This window comes from Caballeronia sp. EK, from assembly GCF_014384845.1.
Lineage (GTDB): Bacteria > Pseudomonadota > Gammaproteobacteria > Burkholderiales > Burkholderiaceae > Caballeronia > Caballeronia jiangsuensis.
This window is the reverse complement of record NZ_JACSUE010000010.1, coordinates 1-21897: the sequence shown is the minus strand read 5'-3', so window position 1 is coordinate 21897 and position 21897 is coordinate 1. Positions and strand designations below refer to the sequence as shown.

Sequence of the window (21897 nt, the reverse complement as noted above, 5' to 3'; positions counted from 1 at the left end):
TTTCAATAGACGGCAGCGGGGCTCTCAAAAGATCATGTGATCAACGACACAATATTCCTCCAAGGAGACTCAAGTGACGAAGAAGGTCCATCTCAAGCTCGCGATCGCCGAGCATCCGCACACTTCGGCTATCCGCAACGGTTCGATTCCCATCGAGGGCGTCGACGCGGAATTTATCACCGTTCAGCCGCAAATCGGCGCATTCCGCCGCATGGTCCGCGATGTCGAATTCGACGTGTGCGAGCTGGCGCCGACCACGTACATCATCGCGCGTGCGTATGGCGCGCCGTTCGTCGCGCTGCCGATCTTTGTCGTGCGCCGCTTCCACCATTCGGGGCTGCTCGTGCGGCCGGACGCGGGCATCAAAACGCCCAAGGATCTCGAAGGCAAGAAGGTCGGCGTGCGCGCGTATTCGGTGACGACGGGCGCATGGACGCGCCAGGTGCTGATCGACGAGTTCGATCTCGATCCTTCGAAGGTGACCTGGGTCGTCGATGACGAAGAGCACGTCACGCAGCTCCAGTTGCCGCCGAACGTCGTTCATGCACCCAAGGGCACCTCGCTTGCAGAAATGATGGCGAAGGGCGAACTCGTCGCAGGTTTCCACGGCAACGCCGGCATTGGCCGCACCGGGGACCCGACGGGCGGCTGGAAGGAAGTGGAAGCGGATTATCCGGACCTGTTCCCGAACGCGGAAGAACTTGAATCCGAGTACTACGCACGCACCGGCGTGTACCCGATGCACGGCACCATCGTGGTCAAGGATTCGGTGCTCGCGGAGCATCCGTGGGTCGCGCAATCGATCTACAACGCGTTCGACAAGGCGAAGCAGGACTGGCTCGCCAAGCTCAACGCAGGCGAACTGAACGACAAGAAGAACAAGAAGTACATCGAGCTGCAGAAGATCGTCGGCAACGACCCGCTGCCCTACGGTATCGAAGAAAACCGCAAGACGATCGAAGCGCTCGAAGCGACCGCATTCAAGCAAGGCCTGACGCCGCGTCGCATGTCCATGAATGAGCTGTTCGTCGATCCCCGCATCTGAACCTGCACGGAAGCACAAGAACATGATTATCGATTGTCACGGTCACTTCACGACCGTTCCCGCTTCGTTTCGCGACTGGCGCGCCAGGCAGATCGCGGCCGCCGACGATCCCGCCAATGCGCCGCCGCTGAACGGCGCGCACGTTTCCGATGACGACATCCGCGAAGGCGTCGGCAACGGCCAATTGCGTCTGCAACAGGAACGCGGTGGCGACCTGACGCTGTTCTCGCCGATCGCCGGTCTCATGAGCCATCACCTCGGCAACGAGCGCACGAGCCTGGAATGGGCCGAGGTGTCGAACAATCTGGTGCGACGCGTCTGCGATCTCTATCCGGACAACTTCGTGCCGGTTTGCCAGTTGCCGCAGTCTCCGCTCGCGCCGCCGAAGAACTCGGTGGCCGAACTGCGCCGCTGCGTCGAGGAAATGGGTTTCGTGGGCTGCAATCTGAACCCGGACCCGAGCGGCGGCTACTGGACCGGCAAGCCCATGACGGACCGCGATTGGTATCCGCTCTATGAAGCGCTGTGCGATCTGGATGTTCCCGCGATGATCCACGTCGCCGCATCGTGCAACCCGTGTCATCACGGCACGGGCGCGCACTATCTGAATGCCGACACGTCGGTCTTCATGCAACTTCTGCAGGGAGATTTGTTCAAGGATTTCCCGACGCTGCGCCTCGTGATTCCGCATGGCGGCGGTGCGGTGCCCTACCACTGGGGGCGTTATCGCGGCATGTCGCTGGAGATGGCCAAGCGTCCGCTCGAAGGTCTGCTGAACAACGTCTTCTTCGATACGTGCGTCTATCACCATCCGGGCGTCGAGTTGCTGACCAAGGTGGTGCCGACGAGCAACGTGCTGTTTGGTTCCGAAATGATCGGCGCGGTGCGCGGACGCGATCCAAATACCGGCGAGTACTTCGACGATACCAAGCGCTACATCGACGCATGCGAGGCGTTGAGCGATGCGGACCGCCACGCGATCTTCGAGGGCAATGCGCGGCGCGTCTATCCGCGTCTGGACAAGCACCTCAAGGCGAAGGGACTGTAATGAACATCATGGACATTCATCCGCACATCATCTCCGACGACGAGAAGCGCTATCCGCCCGCGCCACTGTTCGGCAAGCGTTCGGACTGGTCACAGGAACGCCCGAACACGGTCGAAGCCTTGATTCAGGCAATGGACGAAGCAGGCGTCACGAAGGCGGCCGTCGTGCATTCGTCGACCACTTACGGCTTCGACAACAGTTATGTGGTGGACGGCTGCAATCAGTACAAGGACCGGCTCATCGCCGTGGGTTCCGTGGACGTGCTCGCGGACGACGTGCAGTCCGTCATCAAGAACTGGGCCGACAAGGGATTGGCGGGACTTCGCATTTTCACCGGCGGATCGACCAAGGATTTCGATCCTAGCGAACTGGACAACCCGAAGTCGTTCAAGGCGTGGGAAATGCTCGCGGAGCTGAAGCTCCCGATGTGCATCCAGACCGGACCGGTCGGCCTGCCGCAAGTGCGCATGCTAGCGGAAAGGTTTCCGAACGTAAACATCATCCTCGATCACCTCGCGCGTCCCGACGTGCTCGACGGGCCGCCGTACGCGAACGCGGCAGGACTCTTCGCGTTGCGTGACCTGCCGAACGTCTACATGAAGCTCACGCCGCGCATCTTCGGCGATGTCAAAAAGGAGAAAGCCAGCGCGGAAACCTTCTTCCCGCGCGTGGTCGAGGCATTCAGTGCGCAACGTCTGGCGTGGGGCTCGAATTTCCCCACATCGACAGGCACGCTCAGTGAGATTCTCGCGACCGCCCAACAAGGGCTTGCATGCCTGAGCGTTGAAGACCGCGAATGGATCTTCGGCAAGACCGCACAAAAGCTCTACCCGGCGTTGAGCTGAAAACCGAACGAAGGCAAGCGAGAAAGAGAGATCATCATGTCAAACACACGTCTGAACAGCATCATTCGCGCTTTCGAATCCGGCAAGCCGGCGCATGCCGCCTTTGCGAAACTCGACAAGCAGACCGCCATCGAAATGAGCGATGCGCCTTACGACGGCATCGTCTTCGAAATGGAGCACAACCCGTACGACGTGTCCGCGCTCGGCGACGCGCTGCAGTACATGCTCAACCGCAAGCAGATTGCGGAGTCCGGGTCGGTTGCGCCCAAGGTGACGCCCCTCGCGCGCATCCCAGCCAACGGCGCGGAGATGAATCAGAGCTTCGCGAAGCAGGTGCTCGATCGCGGCGCGTACGGAGTGATCTGGCCGCATGTGGCAACCGTCGAGCAGGCATACAACGCCGTGGCGTCCTGCCGTTATGCGCGGCCGAAGAACGCTCCGCTCTATGAACCGAAGGGACTGCGCGGCGACGGTCCTGCCAACGCTGCGCGCTACTGGGGCCTCTCGATGGCCGAGTACTACGAACGCGCCGATGTCTGGCCGCTCGCGCCGCAGGGCGAAATCCTCGTCGGGCTGATGTGCGAGAGCACGCAGGCAATCGAGAATCTTGACGACATCCTCGCCAACGTGCCGGGCATCGGTTTCATTCTGATCGGCGAAGGCGACTTGAGCCAGGAGCTTGGCCTGCCGCGTCAGTACGAGCATCCGGAAGTGCTCGCGGCGATGGGTCAGATCGTCGAGACGTGCCGCAAGCACAATGTCGTCGTCGGCAATCCGCATGTCACCGCGAAGAATCATCGCCGGCTGCAGGAAGAGGGATATCGCTTCCTGATGTCCGCGCCCGCGCGCACGTATGGCGTGGTGGGTCTCGCCCGCGAACTGGCAGGCTACTGATGAACGGCGCCGAAAGTCTCGTTGCGACGCTGGTGGAGCAGGGCGTCGATATCTGCTTCGCCAATCCGGGCACCTCGGAGATGCATTTTCTCGCCGCGCTCGGCGGCAATCCGAAGATGCGCAGCGTGCTGTGTCTGTTCGAAGGCGTGGCCACCGGCGCCGCCGACGGCTGGTATCGCATGAAGGACAAGCCTGCGTCCACCTTGCTGCATCTCGGGCCGGGCCTGGCGAACGGCCTCGCGAACATCCATAACGCGAAGCGCGCTTCGTCGGGGATGGTCAATGTCGTCGGCGAGCATTCGGTGTCGCATCTGAAGTACGATCCGCCGCTGACCTCGGATATCGAAGGTCTCGCGCGCCCGCTGAGTCATTGGGTGCGGCGCGCGGAATCGTCGAACACGATTGCGTGGGACGCGGCGCAGGCCGTGGCCAAGGCAAGCGAGCATCCGGGCCAGATCGCCACGCTGATTCTGCCGGGCGATACCTCGTGGCAACCCGTCGATGCCGCGTCCGCGTTGCCGCCCAGGCGCGGCGATGCGCGCCGCGCGCCGAGCGCCGCGCGCATCGAACATGTGGCGCGCGTGCTGCGCTCGGGCGAGCCGGCGCTGATCGTTCTGGCGAACAAGTCGACGCGCGGCGCGACGCTGGAGAAGGCGGGACGCGTCGCGGCCGCGACGGGCGCGGTGCTCGGCTCGCAGTTCTTCACGGCGCGCATCGAGCGCGGCGCGGGACGCGTGCCGCTCGCGCGCATTCCGTATGCGGTCGCGCAGGCGACGGCGTTTTTGAAGGACTACCGGCACATCATCACGGTCGAGACGCGCGAGCCCGTCGCGTTCTTCGCGTATCCGGACAAGCCGAGCCTGCTGAAGGCGGAAGGCACGCTCGTGCATCCGTTCGTCGAGGCCGACGAAGACAGCGAACTCGCCTTCGACTTGCTGTTGCAGGCGCTCGACGCGGCCGCCACGACACCGCTTCTTCAGGCGCGCATCGAAACGCCGGTGCCCACGGGAGCGCTGAATCCGACGAGCATCGCGCATGTGCTCGCGGCGGGCTTGCCGGAGCACTGCATTGTCGTGGACGAGTCGCTGACGACGGGGCGCGAATCCATGAGCCTGACCATGGGCGCGCGGCCGCACGATCTCATCAACAACATGGGCGGCTCGATCGGTTATGCGACGCCCGTTGCGACCGGCGCGGCGCTGGCGTGTCCCGAGCGGCGCGTCATCTGCATGGTCGGCGACGGCAGCGCGATGTACACCATCCAGTCGCTTTGGACGCAGGCGCGCGAGGGACTGAACGTCACGACGATCATCTTCGCCAACAACAGCTACGCGATCCTCAAGGCCGAATACGCCAACATGGGCGCGGGCGCGCCGGGCGAACGCGCGTTGTCGATGATCGACATCGACAAGCCGCGTATCGACTGGCTGGCGATGGCGAAAAGCATGGGCCTGCTGGCGGTGGCAGTCGAGACGGCGGAAGGCTTTTACAAGGCGCTGGTCGATTCGACGCGCGAAGCCGGTCCGAGCCTGATCGAAGTACGGCTTTGACATCCAGCGAAATAAGCAACGATACAAGCAACAGGAGCACACAGCATGACAACGACGCAAACCGAAGCGCCGACGTTGCGCGTCAATCTCGCGGAATACGCGGTGACGAAGGCGATGCGCAATGGACGGGTGAAGTCCGATCTCGTGAATCTCGATTTCTGCGGACCGACGCCCGCGCACAACGCCTTCAAGGCGATGGTGCGCGAAAGCAAGTTCGACGCGGGTGAACTGGCGATCGTCACGTTCCTCCAGGCTAAGGCCTACGGCAAGCCCTATGTACTGCTGCCTGCGCCGATCTCAGGACGTTTTCAGCATCACTGCGCAGGCTACAACATCGACTTCGGCCATCTCGATCCGAAGGATATTGAAGGCAAGAAGGTCGGCGTGCGCACCTACACGCAGACGACCGCGCTGTGGATTCGCGGCATCCTGCGCCACGAATACGGCGTCGATCTGGACAAGGTGACGTGGATGACGCTCGGCGACGGGCATCTCGCCGAATACAGCGATCCGCAGAATTGCCAGCGTTTGCCGGCGGGTTCATCGATTCCGCAAATGATGCTCGATGGCGAACTCGTGGCCGCCCTGCTCGGCGAGGATATGCCGAAGGACGAACGCGTGCGCACGCTCGTGCCCGATGCGCAGGCTGCTGCGAAAGACTGGTTCACGCGCACCGGCGTCGTGCCGATCAACCACATGTTCGTAGTGCACGAGAGACTCTCGAAAGAGCGGCCGGATGTCGTGCGCGAGCTGTATCGCATGGTCGTGGAAAGCCGCGCGAGCGCGGAGGGCGTTCCCACCGTGTTTCCGCCGATCGGACTCGAAGCGAACCGCAAGGGCCTGCAACTGGCCGTCGACTGGGCGCTCGATCAGAAAATCATTCCACGTCGTCTGTCAGTCGACGAGTTGTTCGACGATGTGACCGGTAGCCTCGGTTAAGGACATCGGAGAGCAAAGTGGAGATCACCCGGGTCGAACGCGCGCGGACCGAAAACCGCTGGGGCATCCTCGTGCTGCTCGCGCTTGGGCTCATGATCTCGCACGTGGATCGCACGAGTATGTCCGCGGCTTTCGCGGACCGTCATTTCGTCCAGGAATTCGCACTGGCGCACGTTCAGCGCGGATGGCTCGGCTCCGCGATGTTCTGGTCGTATGGCCTGCTTCAATTGCCGATGGGCTGGCTGGTCGATCGCTACGGCGTGAAGTGGCCATATGCGATCTGCTTCCTGTTCTGGTGTCTCGCGGCCGCCGCAACCGGCATGGTGACGACGCTCTGGGCGCTCATCATCGTGCTCCTGATGATCGGCGTCGCGGAATCCATCGTGGTCCCCGCGACGTATCGGTATCTCGCCGATCATTTCGATGAAACGCGAAAGGGCACGGCGCTCGGCATCTATTCCATCGGCGGAAAGATGGGACCGGCGCTCGGCGCACCCATTGCGGCGTGGCTCATCTCGACGAGTTCATGGAAAGCGATGTTCGTGATCACCGGACTCGTCGGATTGATCTGGCTCGCGCCTTGGCTGCTGATGCTCAAGAACGACTTTCCTTCGCGTGCGCAACTCGCCGTCGCCAGGAAGCGGGCGGCGTCGGTGCCGCTCTCGAACCTGCTGTCGAGTCCGGTCGTGTGGGGCGGGTTGATCACCAACTTTTGCTACAGCTATTTCGCGTTTTACTGCATGACGTGGATGCCGGCTTATCTCGTCGAGCAGCGCGGCCTGTCGCTCGGTGAATCGGGTCTGTATACGTTCTTCAGCTTCGTCGGGATCGCGGTCGTGGCCGCCCTCGCGGGATGGGCAGCCGACCGGCTGATCGCACGCGGATTCGATGCCGTGATCGTGCGCAAGTCGTTCATCGTGGCCGGATTCGTCGGCGGGACTACGGTGTTGCTCGGCGCGTATGCGCATTCGCCACGGATGGCCTTGCTGTGGAACGTCGTGTCGCTTTCGCTCCTCGGCCTCGTGACCGCGAACAATCTCGCCCTCGTCAAACTCACGCTGATTCCCAAGCAGGCGGTTGGATTGAATACCGGCCTGCAGCAAGTGGCGACGAGTCTCGCGGGCGGCGTATCGGCAAGCCTGTCGGGATGGCTGCTGCACGTCGGGCGCAGCTATACGTTGCCGATGCTCGCAATCTTCGCCTTCCTGCTGCTCGGGGCCGCCAGTACCGTCGTGCTGCTTCGAAGGAAGTGGGCGCCCAAGGTCAACGCTCCCATGCGTGACGTGTCATGACCCCTTCGCACCAACCCTCATCGCCGTCCATGCAGACTCATCCCGACGAGGTGACGTCCCTGCTGCGTCACGCGTCGCTCATGCGTTTTCTGATAGCGCGCGTCGGCTCGATCAGCGCGCAGCAAATGCTGATGCTCGCGATCAGCTGGCACATGTATGACCTGACATCGAGCGCGTGGGATCTTGGCCTCGTCGGCCTGTTCCAGTTCCTTCCCGGTCTCGCCACGACGCTCATCGCGGGTCATTGCGCCGACCGGCTGCATCGTGGACGGATGGTCGCTGCGTGCCTGGCATTGCAGGCGGTCGTGGCGACGCTTCTGATAGTGTCCACCGCTACCCACAACGTGACGCGCGACGTGCTGCTGACGCTCTCGCTCGTGCTCGGCGCGATCAGACCGTTCCAGATGGCAGGGCAGCAGGCCCTCTTGCCGATGCTCGTCCCGCCCAGACTGCTCGCTCGCTCGATGGCGCTCAGCACGGTGGTCCAGCAAGTCTCGGTGATCGCCGGGCCGGCGTTGGGCGGAGTGCTGTTCGCGGTCAGCGTCGGCACGGTATATCTGACGAGCGCGCTGCTGTTCTGCATCAGCGCCGTGATGTATGCGTTCGTTCGATATGACTACACGCCGCCGTCGCGCGAACCGGTAACGCGGGACACGATACTCGCGGGCTTGCGCTTCATCTGGGGTAGTCCGCTGCTGCTGGGCGCGATCTCGCTCGATCTTTTCGCGGTCCTGTTCGGCGGCGCAACGGCGCTGCTTCCCGTCTACGCGAAGCAGATCCTGCACGTCGGACCGCAAGGACTGGGCTTGCTGCGCTCCGCGCCGGCCATGGGCGCGTTGTGCGTCGGACTCGTGCTTTCACGACGCGCGATTGTCAGCGGCGTCGGCAAGAAGCTGCTGGTCGCCGTGGCGGTCTATGGCGTGTCGATCGCCGCATTCGGCCTCTCGCGATGGTTTCCCGTTTCGCTGCTGTTGCTCGCGGTGTCGGGTGGCGCGGATACGATCAGCGTGATCGTCAGGCAGACGTTGATTCAACTCGAAACGCCTGATCGCATGCGGGGACGCGTCGCGGCGGTCAATACGCTGTTCATCGGCGCGAGCAATCAACTCGGCGAATTCGAGTCCGGCGTGAGTGCGACGGCGCTGGGCGTCGTCGGCTCGGTCGTCGTGGGTGGCTGCGCGACGGTTGTGATCAGCGCCGCCTGGAGCCGCCTTTTCAAGCCGCTCGCCAAGCGCGACGCGCTGCATTGATCCGGCAGCGCGCCGTTACCGGTTTCGGATGACTACGGTGAAGTGATCGACATGAGAGCCTTGTTATCAAGCATAGTGCGGTATATCGAGCGCTTCGGCGCCAGCGCCCAGTTGAGTGTCCTGAATGAGATCTACGGCTTCGTCGATCCGAACGGGAAACAGCCATGAGCGAACCAGGGAAATCGCTTCGGTTCCTGATGCATGACTGGTTGGGGCGAGCGGGGAATATTCGAGTCAGTCGCGCCGCGCGTTCGAAGGCCATGCCCTGGCGCGCGGTGCGTATCGAAGTGACGGTGTCGTCGACGGCCTTTGCTATCGTATTTTTTCGCCACGACGATGGATCGTGGCGTGTTTATCCGCCGACCTCTCCCTCGCTTTCGATAAACCTCGTTCCGACCTGAAGGCGTACGCAAGCGCCAGCAGCTAGGTGTCAACCCCTAATTGCTAACCCTGCTAGACTGTTTGAGCGAACTGCACACGTCCCGCGATGCAGTGTCGCCAGGCCGTACTGGGAGGTGTCGCATGAAACCGCTCGTCAAGGCAGTTTTAGGGTTGACTTTTTCAATTCCCGTTTTTTCTTTTGCGCAGACAAGCGACCAGTCCTTGACTCGTGCACAGGTTCGCGCCGATCTCGTCCGCGCTGAAAATGCGGGCTATAGCCCGACCGCCTGGGCGGATTTTCCTGACGGTGAAATACAGGCTGCGGAATTCCGCGTCGCTGCGCGCAAGGCGATGAAAGGCCACGTCGACGAAACCGGCCGGAGAGCGATGCCGCAGTCCAGCGACATCGCCAGGTAGCCGCGTGACAGGACCGAACAACCGGGTGGCTCATCCTCCCGATTGCGCGGTCCCGCTCGACCCGGAACCATAGGCGGCGCGGGCCGCGGCTTGCTCTCGCATGATGATAGCTTCGGCGCGTCGCAGGCTTCCGGGGCAGTCACCCGTGCAATTGCTCAACGGATTGTAGCCAGCCCTTTCAAGTTGCACGAGCTCCGCGCGGACCTGCTCGCGCGTGAGTGTGTCACTCGATTGAGCGAGCGCCACTGCAGGAAGCAGGAAAACAGCGGTGATGATGGTGGCGATCAAGAAATTCATATTTGCCCTTTGATATGTGTCTGCCATGTGATCAGCAGCGAGACGAATTACACACTAAGGGTAAATACTGAGTCTATTGAATTATCAAGCCTGGTGTTTGACCATTTGGTTAGGCCCTGGTCGAGCCTAGAACTTGTGCGTCATTCCTAACACGATACCTCGCGCATACGCGCCGGGCGCGGTCGGAATGCCGCTGTATTGCGTGCCGTCGAGCGTGTAATTCGCTTGACCGTGGTTATCGATCAAACCAGCAGCCGCGTAAAGACTAGTCGCCTTGGATAGGAAATACTCATAGGTGAGACCGATCTGCTGTGCGTTCTTTCCCTGTCCGGCGCGATCATGGGCATAGCCGTACATGACCGAAACGAGATTGAACGGATCGAGCAGATAAGACATGGATGCTTCGTAAATGTCGCGATTTTCGCTGTTGTCCGTCTGCCGTTCCGATTGATACGCGAGATACACGCGCAGATGGCCCGCGCGATAGCCCGCCGCCGCGCGCCATACCTTCTGCACGGAACTGCCGGTGGCATTGCCTTGCGATTCATAGCCGGCGGACATGCGAAACGGGCCGTTCACATAGCGCGCGACGACGTTATAGAAGTGCAAGCCATTGCTTGGCTTCATCGTCTGGTCGCGCAAGGAGATCATGGCTTGCGTGCTCAAGCCGTAAATCGTGGGCGCAAAATAAGCGATCGCATTGCTCGCGCGCACGGTCACGTCCTGGAAGTTGTTGATCGGCGATGCAATGCTTTTCACGGCAGTCGGATCGATCTCGCCGTTCAAAAAAAGGTATTCGGGCTTCTTCTGACGTCCGATGCGCAACTCGCCGAACGGTCCGCTCATGCCGACCCACGCTAGCCGATTCCATGCGGCGGTCGAATCGGTCGCTGCGCCCGTCACGCCGGAAAAGCCCTGTTCAAGCTGGAAATTGACGCGATAACCGCCGCCGATGTCTTCGCTGCCTCGCAGACCATACACGGTGGCGAAAAGTCCACTCGATACCGCACGCACAACCGATCCCTGACCGCCGTTCTGAAACTCGATGCCATTATCGACGATGCCATAGAGCCTCAACGACGATTGCGCTTGAGCACTATCGAATGCGCCTGAAACGCAGAGCGCCAGGGGCAAAAGGAACCGCTTTTTCATTGTGTCTCCGGTTTTAATTGTCGATCGTCGATGCGCGGTGACCGCGACGCGGACGCTTTCTCCAGGCGCGACGAGAAGCCGCGTGTGTCCAGGCGCGGCCATGGATCGAGGCGATGTGCGTGGGTTGCGCGCCACGCGCGGCGGGCTCGCGCTAAGGACGCGTACCAATATTTACGTTCGGCGGCGCGATGCGATATCGGCTGTCGCGTCGGGAAGCGAATGCAGAATAGGGGATTGCGAGGGATGCGTCCCTGTACAAAAGTAAGGTTTGCCGGGATTTAATTCCGATTTCGACCGGATTTATAAGCAGGCGAATGTTCTCGCGCCGCCCCTAAAGAAAAGTGCCATCGAAACTCAGTTTTGTGTAGGGACTCGGGCGACGCCTTTACTTATTCTTCCTTCCATCAAGAAAACTCAATCGAACAGAAGAGACAGGGCATATGGAGACAAGCAAACCCGGACTGACACAGCGCTGGGCCGTGCTCACGCTACTCGCGCTCGGCGTACTGATTTCCTTCGTCGATCGCACGAGCATTTCGGCCACGCTGGCGAACGCGGATTTCATTCGTCATTTCTCGCTGAACGACGTGGATCGCGGCTGGATCAACGCGGCGTTCTTCTGGTCCTACGGCGTGTTTCAGATACCGATGGGCTGGGTCGCCGACCGCTACGGCGTGAAGTGGCCGTATGCGATCAGTTTTGCGTTGTGGTGTATCGCGACGGCTTTGATGGGGGCGGTGACCGCGCTTGCGAGTCTCGTCGTGATGCGGCTCGTTATCGGCATGGCGGAAGCGATCGTGATTCCGGCCAGTTACCGGTGGATTCGAAACAACTTCGACGAAAGCCAGAACGGTCTCGCCGTTGGCATTCTAGCGATGGGCAACAAGTTCGGCCCCGCGCTCGGCGCACCGGTGGGCGCGTGGTTCATCGTGCATTACTCATGGCAGACGATGTTCGTCGTCACCGGTCTTGTCGGGCTGTTCTGGCTCCTGCCCTGGCTCACGATCGTGCGCAGCGACTTTCCGTCGAGGGCCGAGATTGCGATATCGGATCAGCGGGCGCGTTCGGTGGGCCTCGGCAACATCATGACGAGTCCCGTCGTGTGGGGCGGCATGATCACCAACTTCTGCTACGGCTATTTCACGTTCTACTGCATGACGTGGATGCCCGCGTATCTGGTCGAACAACGCAACCTGTCGATCTCGCGCTCGGGGCTTTTCACGTTCTTCAGCTTCGCGGGCATCGCGATCGTCGCTGCGCTCGCGGGCTGGGCGGCGGATCGTGTCATCGCAAGCGGCCGCAATCCGATCCTCGTGCGCAAGGCCTTCACCGTGACGGGCTTCGCGGGCGGCTGCACGGTGCTGCTCGGCGCGTATGCGAACTCGCTCGAAATGGCGTTGTTCTGGAACGTGCTGTCGCTCTCGCTACTCGGTCTTGTCACCGCCAACAATCTCGTGCTGTCGCGCCTCACGCTGATTCCGAAGCAGGCCATCGGCCTCGTGACCGGCGTGCAGCAAGTCGCGACGAGTCTCGCGGGCGGTGTGGCCGCGAGTCTGTCCGGCTGGCTGCTGCACGTGAGCGGAAGTTACGACCTGCCGATGATGGTCATTCTCGGCTTTCTGGTGGTGGGTGCGATGGCCACCATCGTGCTCTATCGCCCTGAATGGGCGCCGAAAGTCACCGAACAGCAAGGCACGTTGCGACGCGCCTGAATGCCAGGACATCGTTGTACTCATCACATTCAAAAGAGAAACACCAAACATGGCGAAGATCGTATTCGGAATGGCGGTGCCGCACAGCGGCATGCTGGGTCAGGCTCCGGAGGACTGGCTCATCAACGGCGCGCGCGACCGCAACAACAAGGAACTTTGGTTTCGCAACCGGACGTGGACCTATCCCGAACTTGAAGCCTATCGCGAGGCGGCGTTCGAGAAGTACCTGACCATCGAGGAACGCACGGCGCGCGCGCAACGCTGCCGCGCGGCGCTCGACAAGATGGCCGCCGCCTACCGCGAGGCGGACATCGACGTGGCCATCATTCTGGGCAAGGATCAGAAAGAGATCTTCACCGACTTCTCGCCGTCGATCGCCATCTATAGCGGCGCGCAAGTGCACAACGGTCCGCCGCAGCGCGCCGTGTATGCGCCGGATCGTCATGTGGTGCATGATTGCCATCCGAAGCTGGCGACTTACCTCATCGAATATTTTCAGCGCGAGAACTTCGATCTGACCGATCTCTTCGCGTGGCCCGACAACGTGTGGATGAAGCCGCTGCCCGAGTATCCCGTCGTGCCGCATGCGTACAGCTTCGTCTATCACCAGATCATGGGCGATGCGCCCCCGCCGCACGTGCCGGTCATCATGAACTGCTTTTATCCGCCGACGCAGCCGTCGATGTCGCGCTGTATCGAGTTCGGCCGCATCCTGCGCGATGCCATCGCCGCGTGGCCCGAAGACGTGCGCGTGGGCATCTTCGCGTCCGGCGGGCTGTCGCACTTCGTGAATGACGAGGAGTTCGATCATCGCATCATGAAGATGCTGGCCGATTACGACTACGACGGACTGGCCGCGGTGGACGACCGCTCGTATCAGTCCGGCACATCGGAAATCAAGCTCTATGTGAGCGTGATGAAGGCCGTGCAGGAAACCCGGGCACAAATGACGCTGGTGGACTATGTGCCGTGCTGGCGCACGCCCGCCGGCACCGGCGAAGGCATGGGCTTCATGTACTGGAAGGCCGCCGAGTGAGCGGACTTCGTTGACACCACATTGCGCCAGGGACGCAAAGCGGCATGCCGGCCCTGGCGTGCATATAACGACTGGAGACACGCTGTGTATTCGAGTATGTGTTTCATGAGGCGCGTAGCGGGGTTCATCATCGGCGCATGCGTGGCGAGTCAGGGTGTCGCGAACGCGGCATCGAACGATATGAACGGTGCGAGCGGCACCATGCTGCTCAACCGCGTGGGACCTGTCACGTCCGAGTTGTACATCGCCAATGCGGACGGCACCGACGAGCACAAGCTTTTGCCGACGCCCGGCTTCGATTACCACGGGTCGTTCTCGAAGGACGGCCAGTGGATCGTGTTCACGTCCGAGCGCGACGGACTGGGCGAATCAAATCTGTATCGCGTGAAAATCGACGGGACGGGTCTGCAGCGTCTCACGGATCACATCGCCGTGGACGATGCCGCGCAGTTCTCTCCCACCGACCCAGACTTGATCGCGTTCGTATCGTCGCGCAAGGGCGAAGCGGGCTTCGGCACGACGAACGTGTGGACGCTGAACATCGCGACCGGCGCGCTGACGAACGTCACCGGCGCTATTGCTTTCGATGCGTCGAAGCCGCACAGCTACTTCCGGCCTTCATGGTCGCCGGATGGCAAGTGGCTGGCGCTGTCGTCGGATATCGGCTCGGAATGGCGCGGCCATAATTTGCCGGTCGGTTGGGAGCGCACGCAGGAAAGCAGCATATACGTCATTCGACCCGATGGTTCCGGATGGAAGGAGATCGCGAGTCATCCCGGCTTCGACGATGGTTCGCCTTCGTGGTCGCCGGACGGCACGCATCTCGTGTTCTATGAAACGCCGGTGGAATCGACGTGGGGGGCGCACCGGCCGGAAGGCATCAACGTAGTCAGTTCACAGATCGTGTCGGTCGCGCTGAGTGATCTTTCCAAGACCTCGCTGGCATCGACGCCCGGCTTCAAGGTGTTTCCGCATTATCTCGATGCCACAAATGTCGCGTATCACGTCAAGGGCGGCGACACCGAAGGCATCTATACGACGGCGGGCGCGTCCCGTTCGACGATCAACTCGGGCATTCGCTCGCCGCAGTATTCGGCGGACGGCAGGAAGATGGTCTACGAAAAGGTGACATTCCGCCCCGCGCGTCCGAACGGCACGCCGATGTTCAGCTTCGATCGCGCGTGGACCTACAAATACATCGACGTGTTTCCGCAACTCTCGCTGGATCGCAAGCAACTCGTGTACACCGAGAAGGCGATCGGTTCATCGATCGCTGTCATCAATACGGATTTCACCGGTTATCGCCGCATCTACGATTCGCAGACGAGCGGTCTCGACGCCGACATGATCAGGAAAGGGCTGGCCGGCGCGTTTCAGCCGACCTGGTCGCCAGATCGGCAATGGGTCGCGTTCGGCATCGGCGACTGGTTCTTCACACGCGGCGCGGGGCCGGGACGCATTGCGCGCATCAGAGTCGATGGCAGTATGAACGGGCATCCGGAGATTCTCACGGATGGCTCGATGAACGCGGGCTTTCCGAGCTATTCCCCCGATGGAAAGAAGATCGTTTATCGCGTGTCGAACACGACGCTTCAAGGCCTGCGCATCCTTGATCTGGACACGCGCACGACGACGGTGCTGACCAGCGGTCAGGACAATCTGCCGGGATGGTCGCCGGACGGCACGAGAATCGTCTTCACGCGCAAGCAGGTGAACGCGGACGATCCGAACAAGTTTAACTACGACGTGTTCACGATCCACCCCGACGGAACGCATCTCGAGCGCCTCACATCGGACGGCTCGAATCAGGGCCATGCGGTGTGGACCTATGACGGGCGTATTGCGTATAGCTCGGGCACCTACGGCTTTCGCGACGAACTCGCGCTGTACGACACCAGCTTTCAGCCCGATGGTCAAAACTGGGTGATGAACGCAGACGGCAGCAACCCGCACGCCGTCACGGACACGCTCTGGGAAGAGGCAATGCCGCTGTACGTGCCGAATAACTAAAGCACGGATTTGCGTGGTTAAGAGAAGGCGTCGTGGCTGTGCACGACGCTTTTTTTCTTGGGCATCGCCTCAAGGAAACTCAAGCGCGCAGCTAACAAAAATGCCAGCGAATATCACTTTTGTGTAAAGGCTCTGGTGCCCGATTTCAATACCATGATCTTGCGTCGAATAAAGTATTAGCAAACGGACGTATCGAGACCCGCAGAAAACTAGCACATTCCGGATTCACTTAGACGCCTCACACGTCAAGCGAATCGAACGGGGTGGATTAAAAAAACGGATGGAGACATGAAGAAACTTTCGACCGCCCTGAAGAGGCCGCTGATTGGCGCAGCGTTGCTGTGTTGCGTGACGGAGTATGCCAATGCCGAAGTTTATACGGCGCCGAGCGGCTCCGAGCCGCCTACGGCAAAACAGACGCAGGTAAACCCGACCGCGCCGTTGTCCGCGCCGAGTCTAAAGTCAGGCGAAGAGCTGGGCGAGCCGCCCGTCTCGTGGAATGACACTTATATCGGCTATCGATACGGTAGCGACTTTCACTACCCGGGCATTGCGAAAAAGGTTGCGCAGAACATCGGCTCTCTCACGACGACGGGTGGCTTTCGCTACGGCAGCTACGCCTTCAATGTCGATTATCTCGTGTCGAATTCGGCCAATCCGGAGGCGGGCGGTCCTTCGTCAGGCGGCGCGCAGGAAGTCTATAGCGTGGGCCGCGTGGAACTGAGCGCGGGCAAGATACTCGGCCGCTCGGTGGGCTTCGGTTTCATTCGTGACTATGGCTTGACCGCCGGCTATGAGTTCGGTGCCAAGAACGATTCCTTCGGCGAGCGCGCACGTATGCTCGTGCTCGGACCGACCATCGAATTCACTGTGCCGCACGGCTTTTGGAATATCACGGCAGGGATGCGCACCGAGAGCAATCACAATGGCATCACCGGTCAGGACGTGCATTTTCATACGGCGTGGCACATCGAGAGTTCGTGGCTCTTTCCGTTCAGAGCGGGTCCGTTGCCGCTCGTTTTGCGTGGCTTCGCAAGCGTGACGGGCCCTAAGGGCAAGGACGGCTTCGGCGTCGAAACGCAAACGGAATTCCTCACGCGCTTTTCCTTGCTCGCCGATCTCGGTTCGTTCGCGGGGCATCCGCGCACGGTCTATGCCGGAGTCGGATACGAGTACTGGCATCACATGTACGGTACGCCATCGAGCGCGGCGCCTGGCACCGTCACCTCCGCGCCCATGGTGATGGCCGAGATTCACTTCTAGGCGTCAAGACGTAAGCGCGTATTCCGTCGAGCGGCTTTGCGCTGACCGAAAAAAAGAAGTCAGGAGACAAGGTGAAAAAGTTAATCACGCTGACGGGCGTGGCATGCGCCTGCACGCTCAATCTGGCGCATGCGCAATCGGCGGTCACACTTTACGGGATCATCGATAACGGCATCGAATATCGGAACACGACGGGCGGTTCGGTCGCGCGCGCCGTGTCGGGCGGATTGTTCGCGAGTCGTTATGGATTGAAGGGCAGTGAGGACATCGGCGGCGGGCTGGCGATCAATTTTCAGCTCGAACAGGGATTTTCCGGCGTGACGGGCGCAGCCGCCAACACTGCGGCCGCCTTCAACCGGCAGGCGTGGGTCGGCGTTTCGGGTGCATTCGGCGAAGCGCGCATCGGCTTGCAGAACACGCCGCAATACATGTTCATGAACCCGGAACTGGATCCGGTGGCCGTGATGGGCATCGGCTCGCCGATGAACAGCTTCAACAGCCTCACGATCCGCGAAAACAACGCGATCTCTTACTTCACGCCGACGCTCCACGGCGTGACTGCGCAGTTCATGGTCGCAATGCGCGACGCAACGACCAAACCTGTCAACGGGATTCAGTTTTATAACGCGGCTGTGCGCTACGTGAACGGGCCGTTTCGACTCGCCGCCGGCTATGAGCAGGCCGCCAACGCGACGGGCACTTCGATCCTGAAGTTATTCAATGCGGGCGGATCGGTCACGATCGGCGCGGCGCGTTTTTATCTGGCGTATCACACGGAACGGCAGACCGATGACAGCGTCAAACGCGATGTCTATGAAGTGTCCGGCGCTTATTCTTTCACACCGGCAGACCAGCTCGCGCTCATGTTCGGCTACGCGCACGACCGGCTGGGGCAGGGCAACAACGCACAGCAGATCGGCGTGACGTATTCGTATTCGCTGTCCAAGCGGTCCACGCTCTACGGCTCGGCGGGCTTCATTCAGAACCGCAATCAGGCGAAATTCACGCTCAACGGCACGGGCTACACCGGTCTCGCGGTCGCGCCAGGAACCGATTCGCGCGGTGTGGTCGTCGGCATGGTGCATCGCTTCTGATCGATGCGTCGGGGTAAATAGCAGGCGCGTCACGCGGAAATATATGGAAAAATTTCTGTCGTTTTCGCGACCCTTCGGCGGGTTTATGATCTCCTACTCGTTACGTCCCGCGTGACCTCGGGACATCGCAAAAAGCAGTGCCATAAGCTGCCGCGCATGATTGGAAAGCAGACGGCGGTCGTTAGCGCCAGCCGTCAAGGAGACGCAATGACACGCGGTGCCTCGGGAAAAAATCCGCCCCGATCCCAGCTCACGACGGTTCCGAAGGTTCGGCTTTATGTCGATGAACCCGAGGAAAAGCAATGGTTCGTGCATGTCGGCCATGTCACCGAGCGCGGGCGCTGGCGCACCGAGCCGCACGCGCATCCGGAATATGGCCAACTCATTTTCGTGCGCAACGGGCGCGGCGTGATGAATCTCGAAGGCCGCAACGTGCCTTTCGAAGGACCGTGCGCGCTGCTGCTGCCGACCGAATGCGTTCACGGCCTGGACTACGAGTACGACGCCGACCGCTGGGTCGTGACCATCGAAGTGTCCTATCTCGCGCAGGTCAATGCGCGGTTGCACGAATTCATCGCGCTGTGGGCGTCGCCGCGCGTGATTACGCTGACCGATTCCGATGCGGCCGGCATCGATGTCTATAACCTCATTCGAAGTCTCGCGCAGGAAGTCGAATCGGATGCCGTGGGCCACGTAACGGGAACCGAAGCGCTGCTCACCGTGCTTCTTCTCAGGCTGCTGCGCGAAGCGAGCTTCGACGAGACCGGCAACGAATCCGGCTCGCGTCACGTTATCCGCGTGGTCGAGCGCTTTCGCAAGCTGATCGACGAGCATTTCCGCGAGAATCTGCCTTTGCAGGACTATGCATCGAGGATGGCCATCTCGCTGGTGCAGTTGCGCGCGGCGTGCGCGTCGGCGGCGGAGCAGAGCCCGACCAAGATGATCCATGCGCGCATCATCACCGAGGCCAAGCGCAATCTCATCTTCGGCGACATGTCGGTGGAACAGATCGCCTTCGGGCTGGGCTTTACGGATGCCGCGTATTTCACGCGTTTTTTCCGTCGTGAAGTGGGTCAGGCGCCGAGTCAGTTTCGCGCGGCCGCACGGCAGCAGCAGCCGCAACGGAAGGCATCGTCGCAATAGCGCGGCGTTCCCGCGTGAATAATGAAAAAAGTCCCGGCGAATCGGCTAATTTTGCAGGGACGCGCGGCGCCGGATCGAATAGGCTTGTCGTAACGTCATCCGCCATTCGATCATGTTTCAGTTCTTTCGCAGCACCTTGCCGGTTTTCGTGCTGCTGCTCGTGGTGGCCCTGTATGCCAGCGCCGCGATGCCCGCGCAGGACGCGCCGCCCGAATGGGTCTACGTGGGCACGCAGGATCATCGCATCGAAACCTTGCAGCTCGATACATCGAGCGGCGAGCTTGAGGTCGTTGCATCGTCCGGCGGGGACATCCGGCCTACCTGGCTGATGGCGCATCCGCGCCTGCCGGTGCTCTATGCGGTCGACGATCAAAGCAGCACAACGGGCAGCGTGACCGCTTTCGGCGTGAACCGCGAGACGGGCGATCTTCGGCGGCTTGCCGTGGTTGCGACGAAAGGCATCGGTACCACGCATCTCACCTTCGATGCATCGTCGGACACGATTCTCGCGGCGAATTACAACAGCGGTTCAGTTTCGAGCGTCGCGGTTCGGGAGGGCGAACCGCAAGCGCTGGCATCGACGATTAGCGAACGCGGCTCCGGCCCGAACAAGCGGCAGATGAGCGCGCATGCGCACGACGCGGTCGTCGATCCATCCGGACGCTATGTGCTCGTGCCCGATCTCGGCGCCGACCGCGTGTTCGTCTATCGCTTCGATCGTTTGACGCACACGCTCTCGAAGGATGACGCGAACCCGCCGCGCGATTTCGTTGCATCGTTCGGCAGCGGACCGCGTCATATCGTGTTCGGCGCGGATGGACGTTTCGCGTATCTCGTTACGGAGTTGTCCGCCGACGTTTTGGTGTTTCGATGGGATGCGCAGAAGGGGCGTCTGACGCTCGCCCAACCATTGCCGATTTCCACAACGGGATTTGCGAGCGTGAAGAGCGGCGCGGAAATCACGGTGAGCGGCGATGGGCATTTCGTCTACGTGGCCAATCGTGGCGAGAACCAGATCGTCGTCTATCGTGTTGATGCTGCGATTGGGACGTTGTCGGAGATTCAGCGTGTCGCGTCGGATGGCTCGAAGCCGTGGAGCTTCGGCATCGATACGACAGGGCGGTGGCTGGTGGTCGCGAATCAAGAAAGCGGTACGGTGAATGTGCTGGCCATCGATCGGAAGTCGGGGTTGCTTAAGAGCACGGGGCATTCGGTAAAGGTCGAGCGTGCGGTAACTGTTGCGTTTGTCGTTGGATGATCGATGTATGCGGTGTGCCGTTGGCACAGTTGGCGTAGTGGGTTCGCAGAGTTTGGCAGTGGACGCGAAGATTACGTCGTCGCGTGGAAATAACCTGTCGCGAAATGGGAAGAGAGCAACCCTCACGCCTGACTCGCCGCTTCTCTTCGCGCCTGTGCCGATGCCAATGCGGTGACGGTGAATTTGAGCGTGGTCTATAGGCACGGCCGGTGGACGCGTCTACGAAAGGAGCTTTCAACAACGGTTCGATTGCGTCGGTCGAGGCGCTCGGTTGGCTGACGAGTGCAGATACGAGACTTGCCTCCAGCATGTTCGCGGGTTTCATACGGCCGCGACGCAGTCGATTTCAATGTCGAAACGGCCAGGCCATGCCGGCACATTGATGAAGATGCGCGCCGGAGGGCGCGGCCCGAAGAACCGTGCGTAGATCTCGTTGACCACTGAGAACATCTCGACCGACGTGCAATACACATTGCATTTCAATACCTGGTCTAAGGACGATCCGGCCGTCTCGACGCAAAGCTTTAACTGCTCGAGCACGCGTCGCGTCTGTTGTTCGATCGGCGCATCGAGCACTTCCCCCGTATTTGGATCGAAAGGCGGAAAGCCTGATACATAGATCGTGTCCCGATGGCGCGTGACAGCGGACGTCGGTGCTTTCCACTGTTCGAGCCACGTGGATAGCGGTTCTACTCGAATGATTTCGCGAGCCATGGCATGCTCCCTTGAAGAATTGATGGTCGAAATCCTCAGGCATCGGCGAGGAATAGGGCGTTCAGTCGCGCGCCCGGCGCGGCGCCTTCGAATCCGTCGAAGCGTCCGTCGGCGAGAGCCTGCGCGGCGCGCATGAAGCCGCTCCACGCCGCGCGCGCAAGTACACCGCCGACGCTCACCCGCCGCACGCCGAGCGCGCTCAGGTCGTGAAGCGTAAAGGCTGATGTCCCGCCGATCAGTACATTCACGGGTTTCGGTGCTACGGCGGCGACAACCGCTTCAATTTGCTCACGCGTCTGGATGCCGGGCGCGTACAGGCAGTCGGCACCCGCCGCCGCATATGCCTTGAGGCGCGCCAGCGTATCGTCGAGATCGGGTACCCCGACAAAGAAGTTTTCGGCGCGACCGATCAGCATCGTGTCATCGCCGCTTCGGTCGATCGCGCTGCGCGCTGCTTCGAGGCGCGCCACTGCCACGTCAATCGGGAATAGCGGCGCCGAGGAATCGCCAGTGGAATCTTCGATCGACAAGCCGGCCACCCCGGTCGCGATTGCAAG

Annotated in this window: 21 protein-coding genes; 17 read left to right on the top strand and 4 right to left on the bottom strand. The window is 61.1% G+C overall.

What is annotated here, in order from left to right:
* The first annotated feature begins 73 nt into the window (after nt 1-73).
* From IAG25_RS27485 to IAG25_RS27440, 10 genes are all read left to right on the top strand, one after another.
* Entirely contained in the window at nt 74-1045 is a 972-nt protein-coding gene (locus tag IAG25_RS27485) for an ABC transporter substrate-binding protein (protein ID WP_187607646.1), read from the top strand.
* Nucleotides 1046-1067: 22 nt separating this feature from the next.
* Nucleotides 1068-2093 carry an amidohydrolase family protein gene (locus IAG25_RS27480; protein ID WP_187607645.1) on the top strand — a complete coding sequence of 342 codons (1026 nt, stop codon included), beginning with the start codon at nt 1068-1070 and terminating at the stop codon, nt 2091-2093.
* Entirely contained in the window at nt 2093-2938 is an 846-nt protein-coding gene (locus IAG25_RS27475; RefSeq protein ID WP_187607644.1) for an amidohydrolase family protein, read from the top strand. The genes IAG25_RS27480 and IAG25_RS27475 overlap by 1 nt, the downstream gene beginning before the upstream one ends.
* 36 nt (nt 2939-2974) lie before the next feature.
* Nucleotides 2975-3832 carry an HpcH/HpaI aldolase family protein gene (locus IAG25_RS27470; protein WP_187607643.1) on the top strand — a complete coding sequence of 286 codons (858 nt, stop codon included), beginning with the start codon at nt 2975-2977 and terminating at the stop codon, nt 3830-3832.
* On the top strand, nt 3832-5382 hold the full coding sequence (locus IAG25_RS27465) for an acetolactate synthase large subunit (protein WP_187607642.1): 1551 nt from the start codon (nt 3832-3834) through the stop codon (nt 5380-5382). Before IAG25_RS27470 ends, IAG25_RS27465 begins: the two co-directional genes overlap by 1 nt.
* Before the next feature lie 45 nt (nt 5383-5427).
* Entirely contained in the window at nt 5428-6321 is an 894-nt protein-coding gene (locus IAG25_RS27460) for a phosphate ABC transporter substrate-binding protein (protein WP_187607641.1), read from the top strand.
* Between the two features lie 17 nt (nt 6322-6338).
* Nucleotides 6339-7613: an MFS transporter gene (locus tag IAG25_RS27455; protein WP_309243971.1), complete on the top strand. Its 1275-nt coding sequence runs from the start codon at nt 6339-6341 to the stop codon at nt 7611-7613.
* An 80-nt stretch (nt 7614-7693) separates the two neighbouring features.
* The gene (locus tag IAG25_RS27450) at nt 7694-8863 is read left to right on the top strand and encodes an MFS transporter (protein WP_187607640.1); all 1170 of its coding nucleotides are present in this window, start codon (nt 7694-7696) and stop codon (nt 8861-8863) included.
* A gap of 164 nt (nt 8864-9027) precedes the next feature.
* Nucleotides 9028-9264 carry a hypothetical protein gene (locus tag IAG25_RS27445; RefSeq protein ID WP_187607639.1) on the top strand — a complete coding sequence of 79 codons (237 nt, stop codon included), beginning with the start codon at nt 9028-9030 and terminating at the stop codon, nt 9262-9264.
* Nucleotides 9265-9385: 121 nt separating this feature from the next.
* Nucleotides 9386-9661: a DUF4148 domain-containing protein gene (locus tag IAG25_RS27440; protein WP_187607638.1), complete on the top strand. Its 276-nt coding sequence runs from the start codon at nt 9386-9388 to the stop codon at nt 9659-9661.
* Nucleotides 9662-9691: 30 nt separating this feature from the next.
* Here IAG25_RS27440 and IAG25_RS27435 read toward each other — a convergent pair whose 3' ends face one another.
* Nucleotides 9692-9958 (bottom strand): DUF4148 domain-containing protein, encoded by a 267-nt coding sequence (locus tag IAG25_RS27435; RefSeq protein ID WP_187607637.1) that lies wholly within the window; start codon nt 9956-9958, stop codon nt 9692-9694.
* 126 nt (nt 9959-10084) lie between these two features.
* Nucleotides 10085-11110, bottom strand: a complete 1026-nt coding sequence (locus IAG25_RS27430; RefSeq protein WP_187607636.1) for a porin — start codon at nt 11108-11110, stop codon at nt 10085-10087.
* A gap of 440 nt (nt 11111-11550) precedes the next feature.
* Here IAG25_RS27430 and IAG25_RS27425 point away from each other — a divergent pair, with 440 nt between their 5' ends.
* From IAG25_RS27425 to IAG25_RS27395, 7 genes are all read left to right on the top strand, one after another.
* Entirely contained in the window at nt 11551-12822 is a 1272-nt protein-coding gene (locus tag IAG25_RS27425; RefSeq protein WP_187607635.1) for an MFS transporter, read from the top strand.
* Nucleotides 12823-12871: 49 nt separating this feature from the next.
* Nucleotides 12872-13858, top strand: coding sequence for a protocatechuate 3,4-dioxygenase (locus IAG25_RS27420; RefSeq protein WP_187607634.1), 987 nt, complete (start codon nt 12872-12874; stop codon nt 13856-13858).
* Between the two features lie 105 nt (nt 13859-13963).
* The gene (locus IAG25_RS27415; protein ID WP_255503966.1) at nt 13964-15868 is read left to right on the top strand and encodes a hypothetical protein; all 1905 of its coding nucleotides are present in this window, start codon (nt 13964-13966) and stop codon (nt 15866-15868) included.
* Between the two features lie 288 nt (nt 15869-16156).
* Complete coding sequence (locus tag IAG25_RS27410) at nt 16157-17131, top strand: hypothetical protein (protein WP_187607632.1); 975 nt, start codon at nt 16157-16159, stop codon at nt 17129-17131.
* Between the two features lie 71 nt (nt 17132-17202).
* Nucleotides 17203-18225, top strand: a complete 1023-nt coding sequence (locus IAG25_RS27405) for a porin (RefSeq protein WP_187607631.1) — start codon at nt 17203-17205, stop codon at nt 18223-18225.
* Between the two features lie 207 nt (nt 18226-18432).
* On the top strand, nt 18433-19368 hold the full coding sequence (locus IAG25_RS27400; protein ID WP_187607630.1) for a helix-turn-helix domain-containing protein: 936 nt from the start codon (nt 18433-18435) through the stop codon (nt 19366-19368).
* A gap of 112 nt (nt 19369-19480) precedes the next feature.
* Nucleotides 19481-20626, top strand: a complete 1146-nt coding sequence (locus IAG25_RS27395; RefSeq protein WP_255503965.1) for a lactonase family protein — start codon at nt 19481-19483, stop codon at nt 20624-20626.
* 321 nt (nt 20627-20947) lie between these two features.
* Here IAG25_RS27395 and IAG25_RS27390 read toward each other — a convergent pair whose 3' ends face one another.
* Nucleotides 20948-21340, bottom strand: a complete 393-nt coding sequence (locus tag IAG25_RS27390; RefSeq protein ID WP_187607629.1) for a RidA family protein — start codon at nt 21338-21340, stop codon at nt 20948-20950.
* A gap of 35 nt (nt 21341-21375) precedes the next feature.
* A partial coding sequence (locus IAG25_RS27385) for an isocitrate lyase/PEP mutase family protein (RefSeq protein WP_187607628.1) occupies nt 21376-21897 on the bottom strand: 522 nt, incomplete at its 5' end.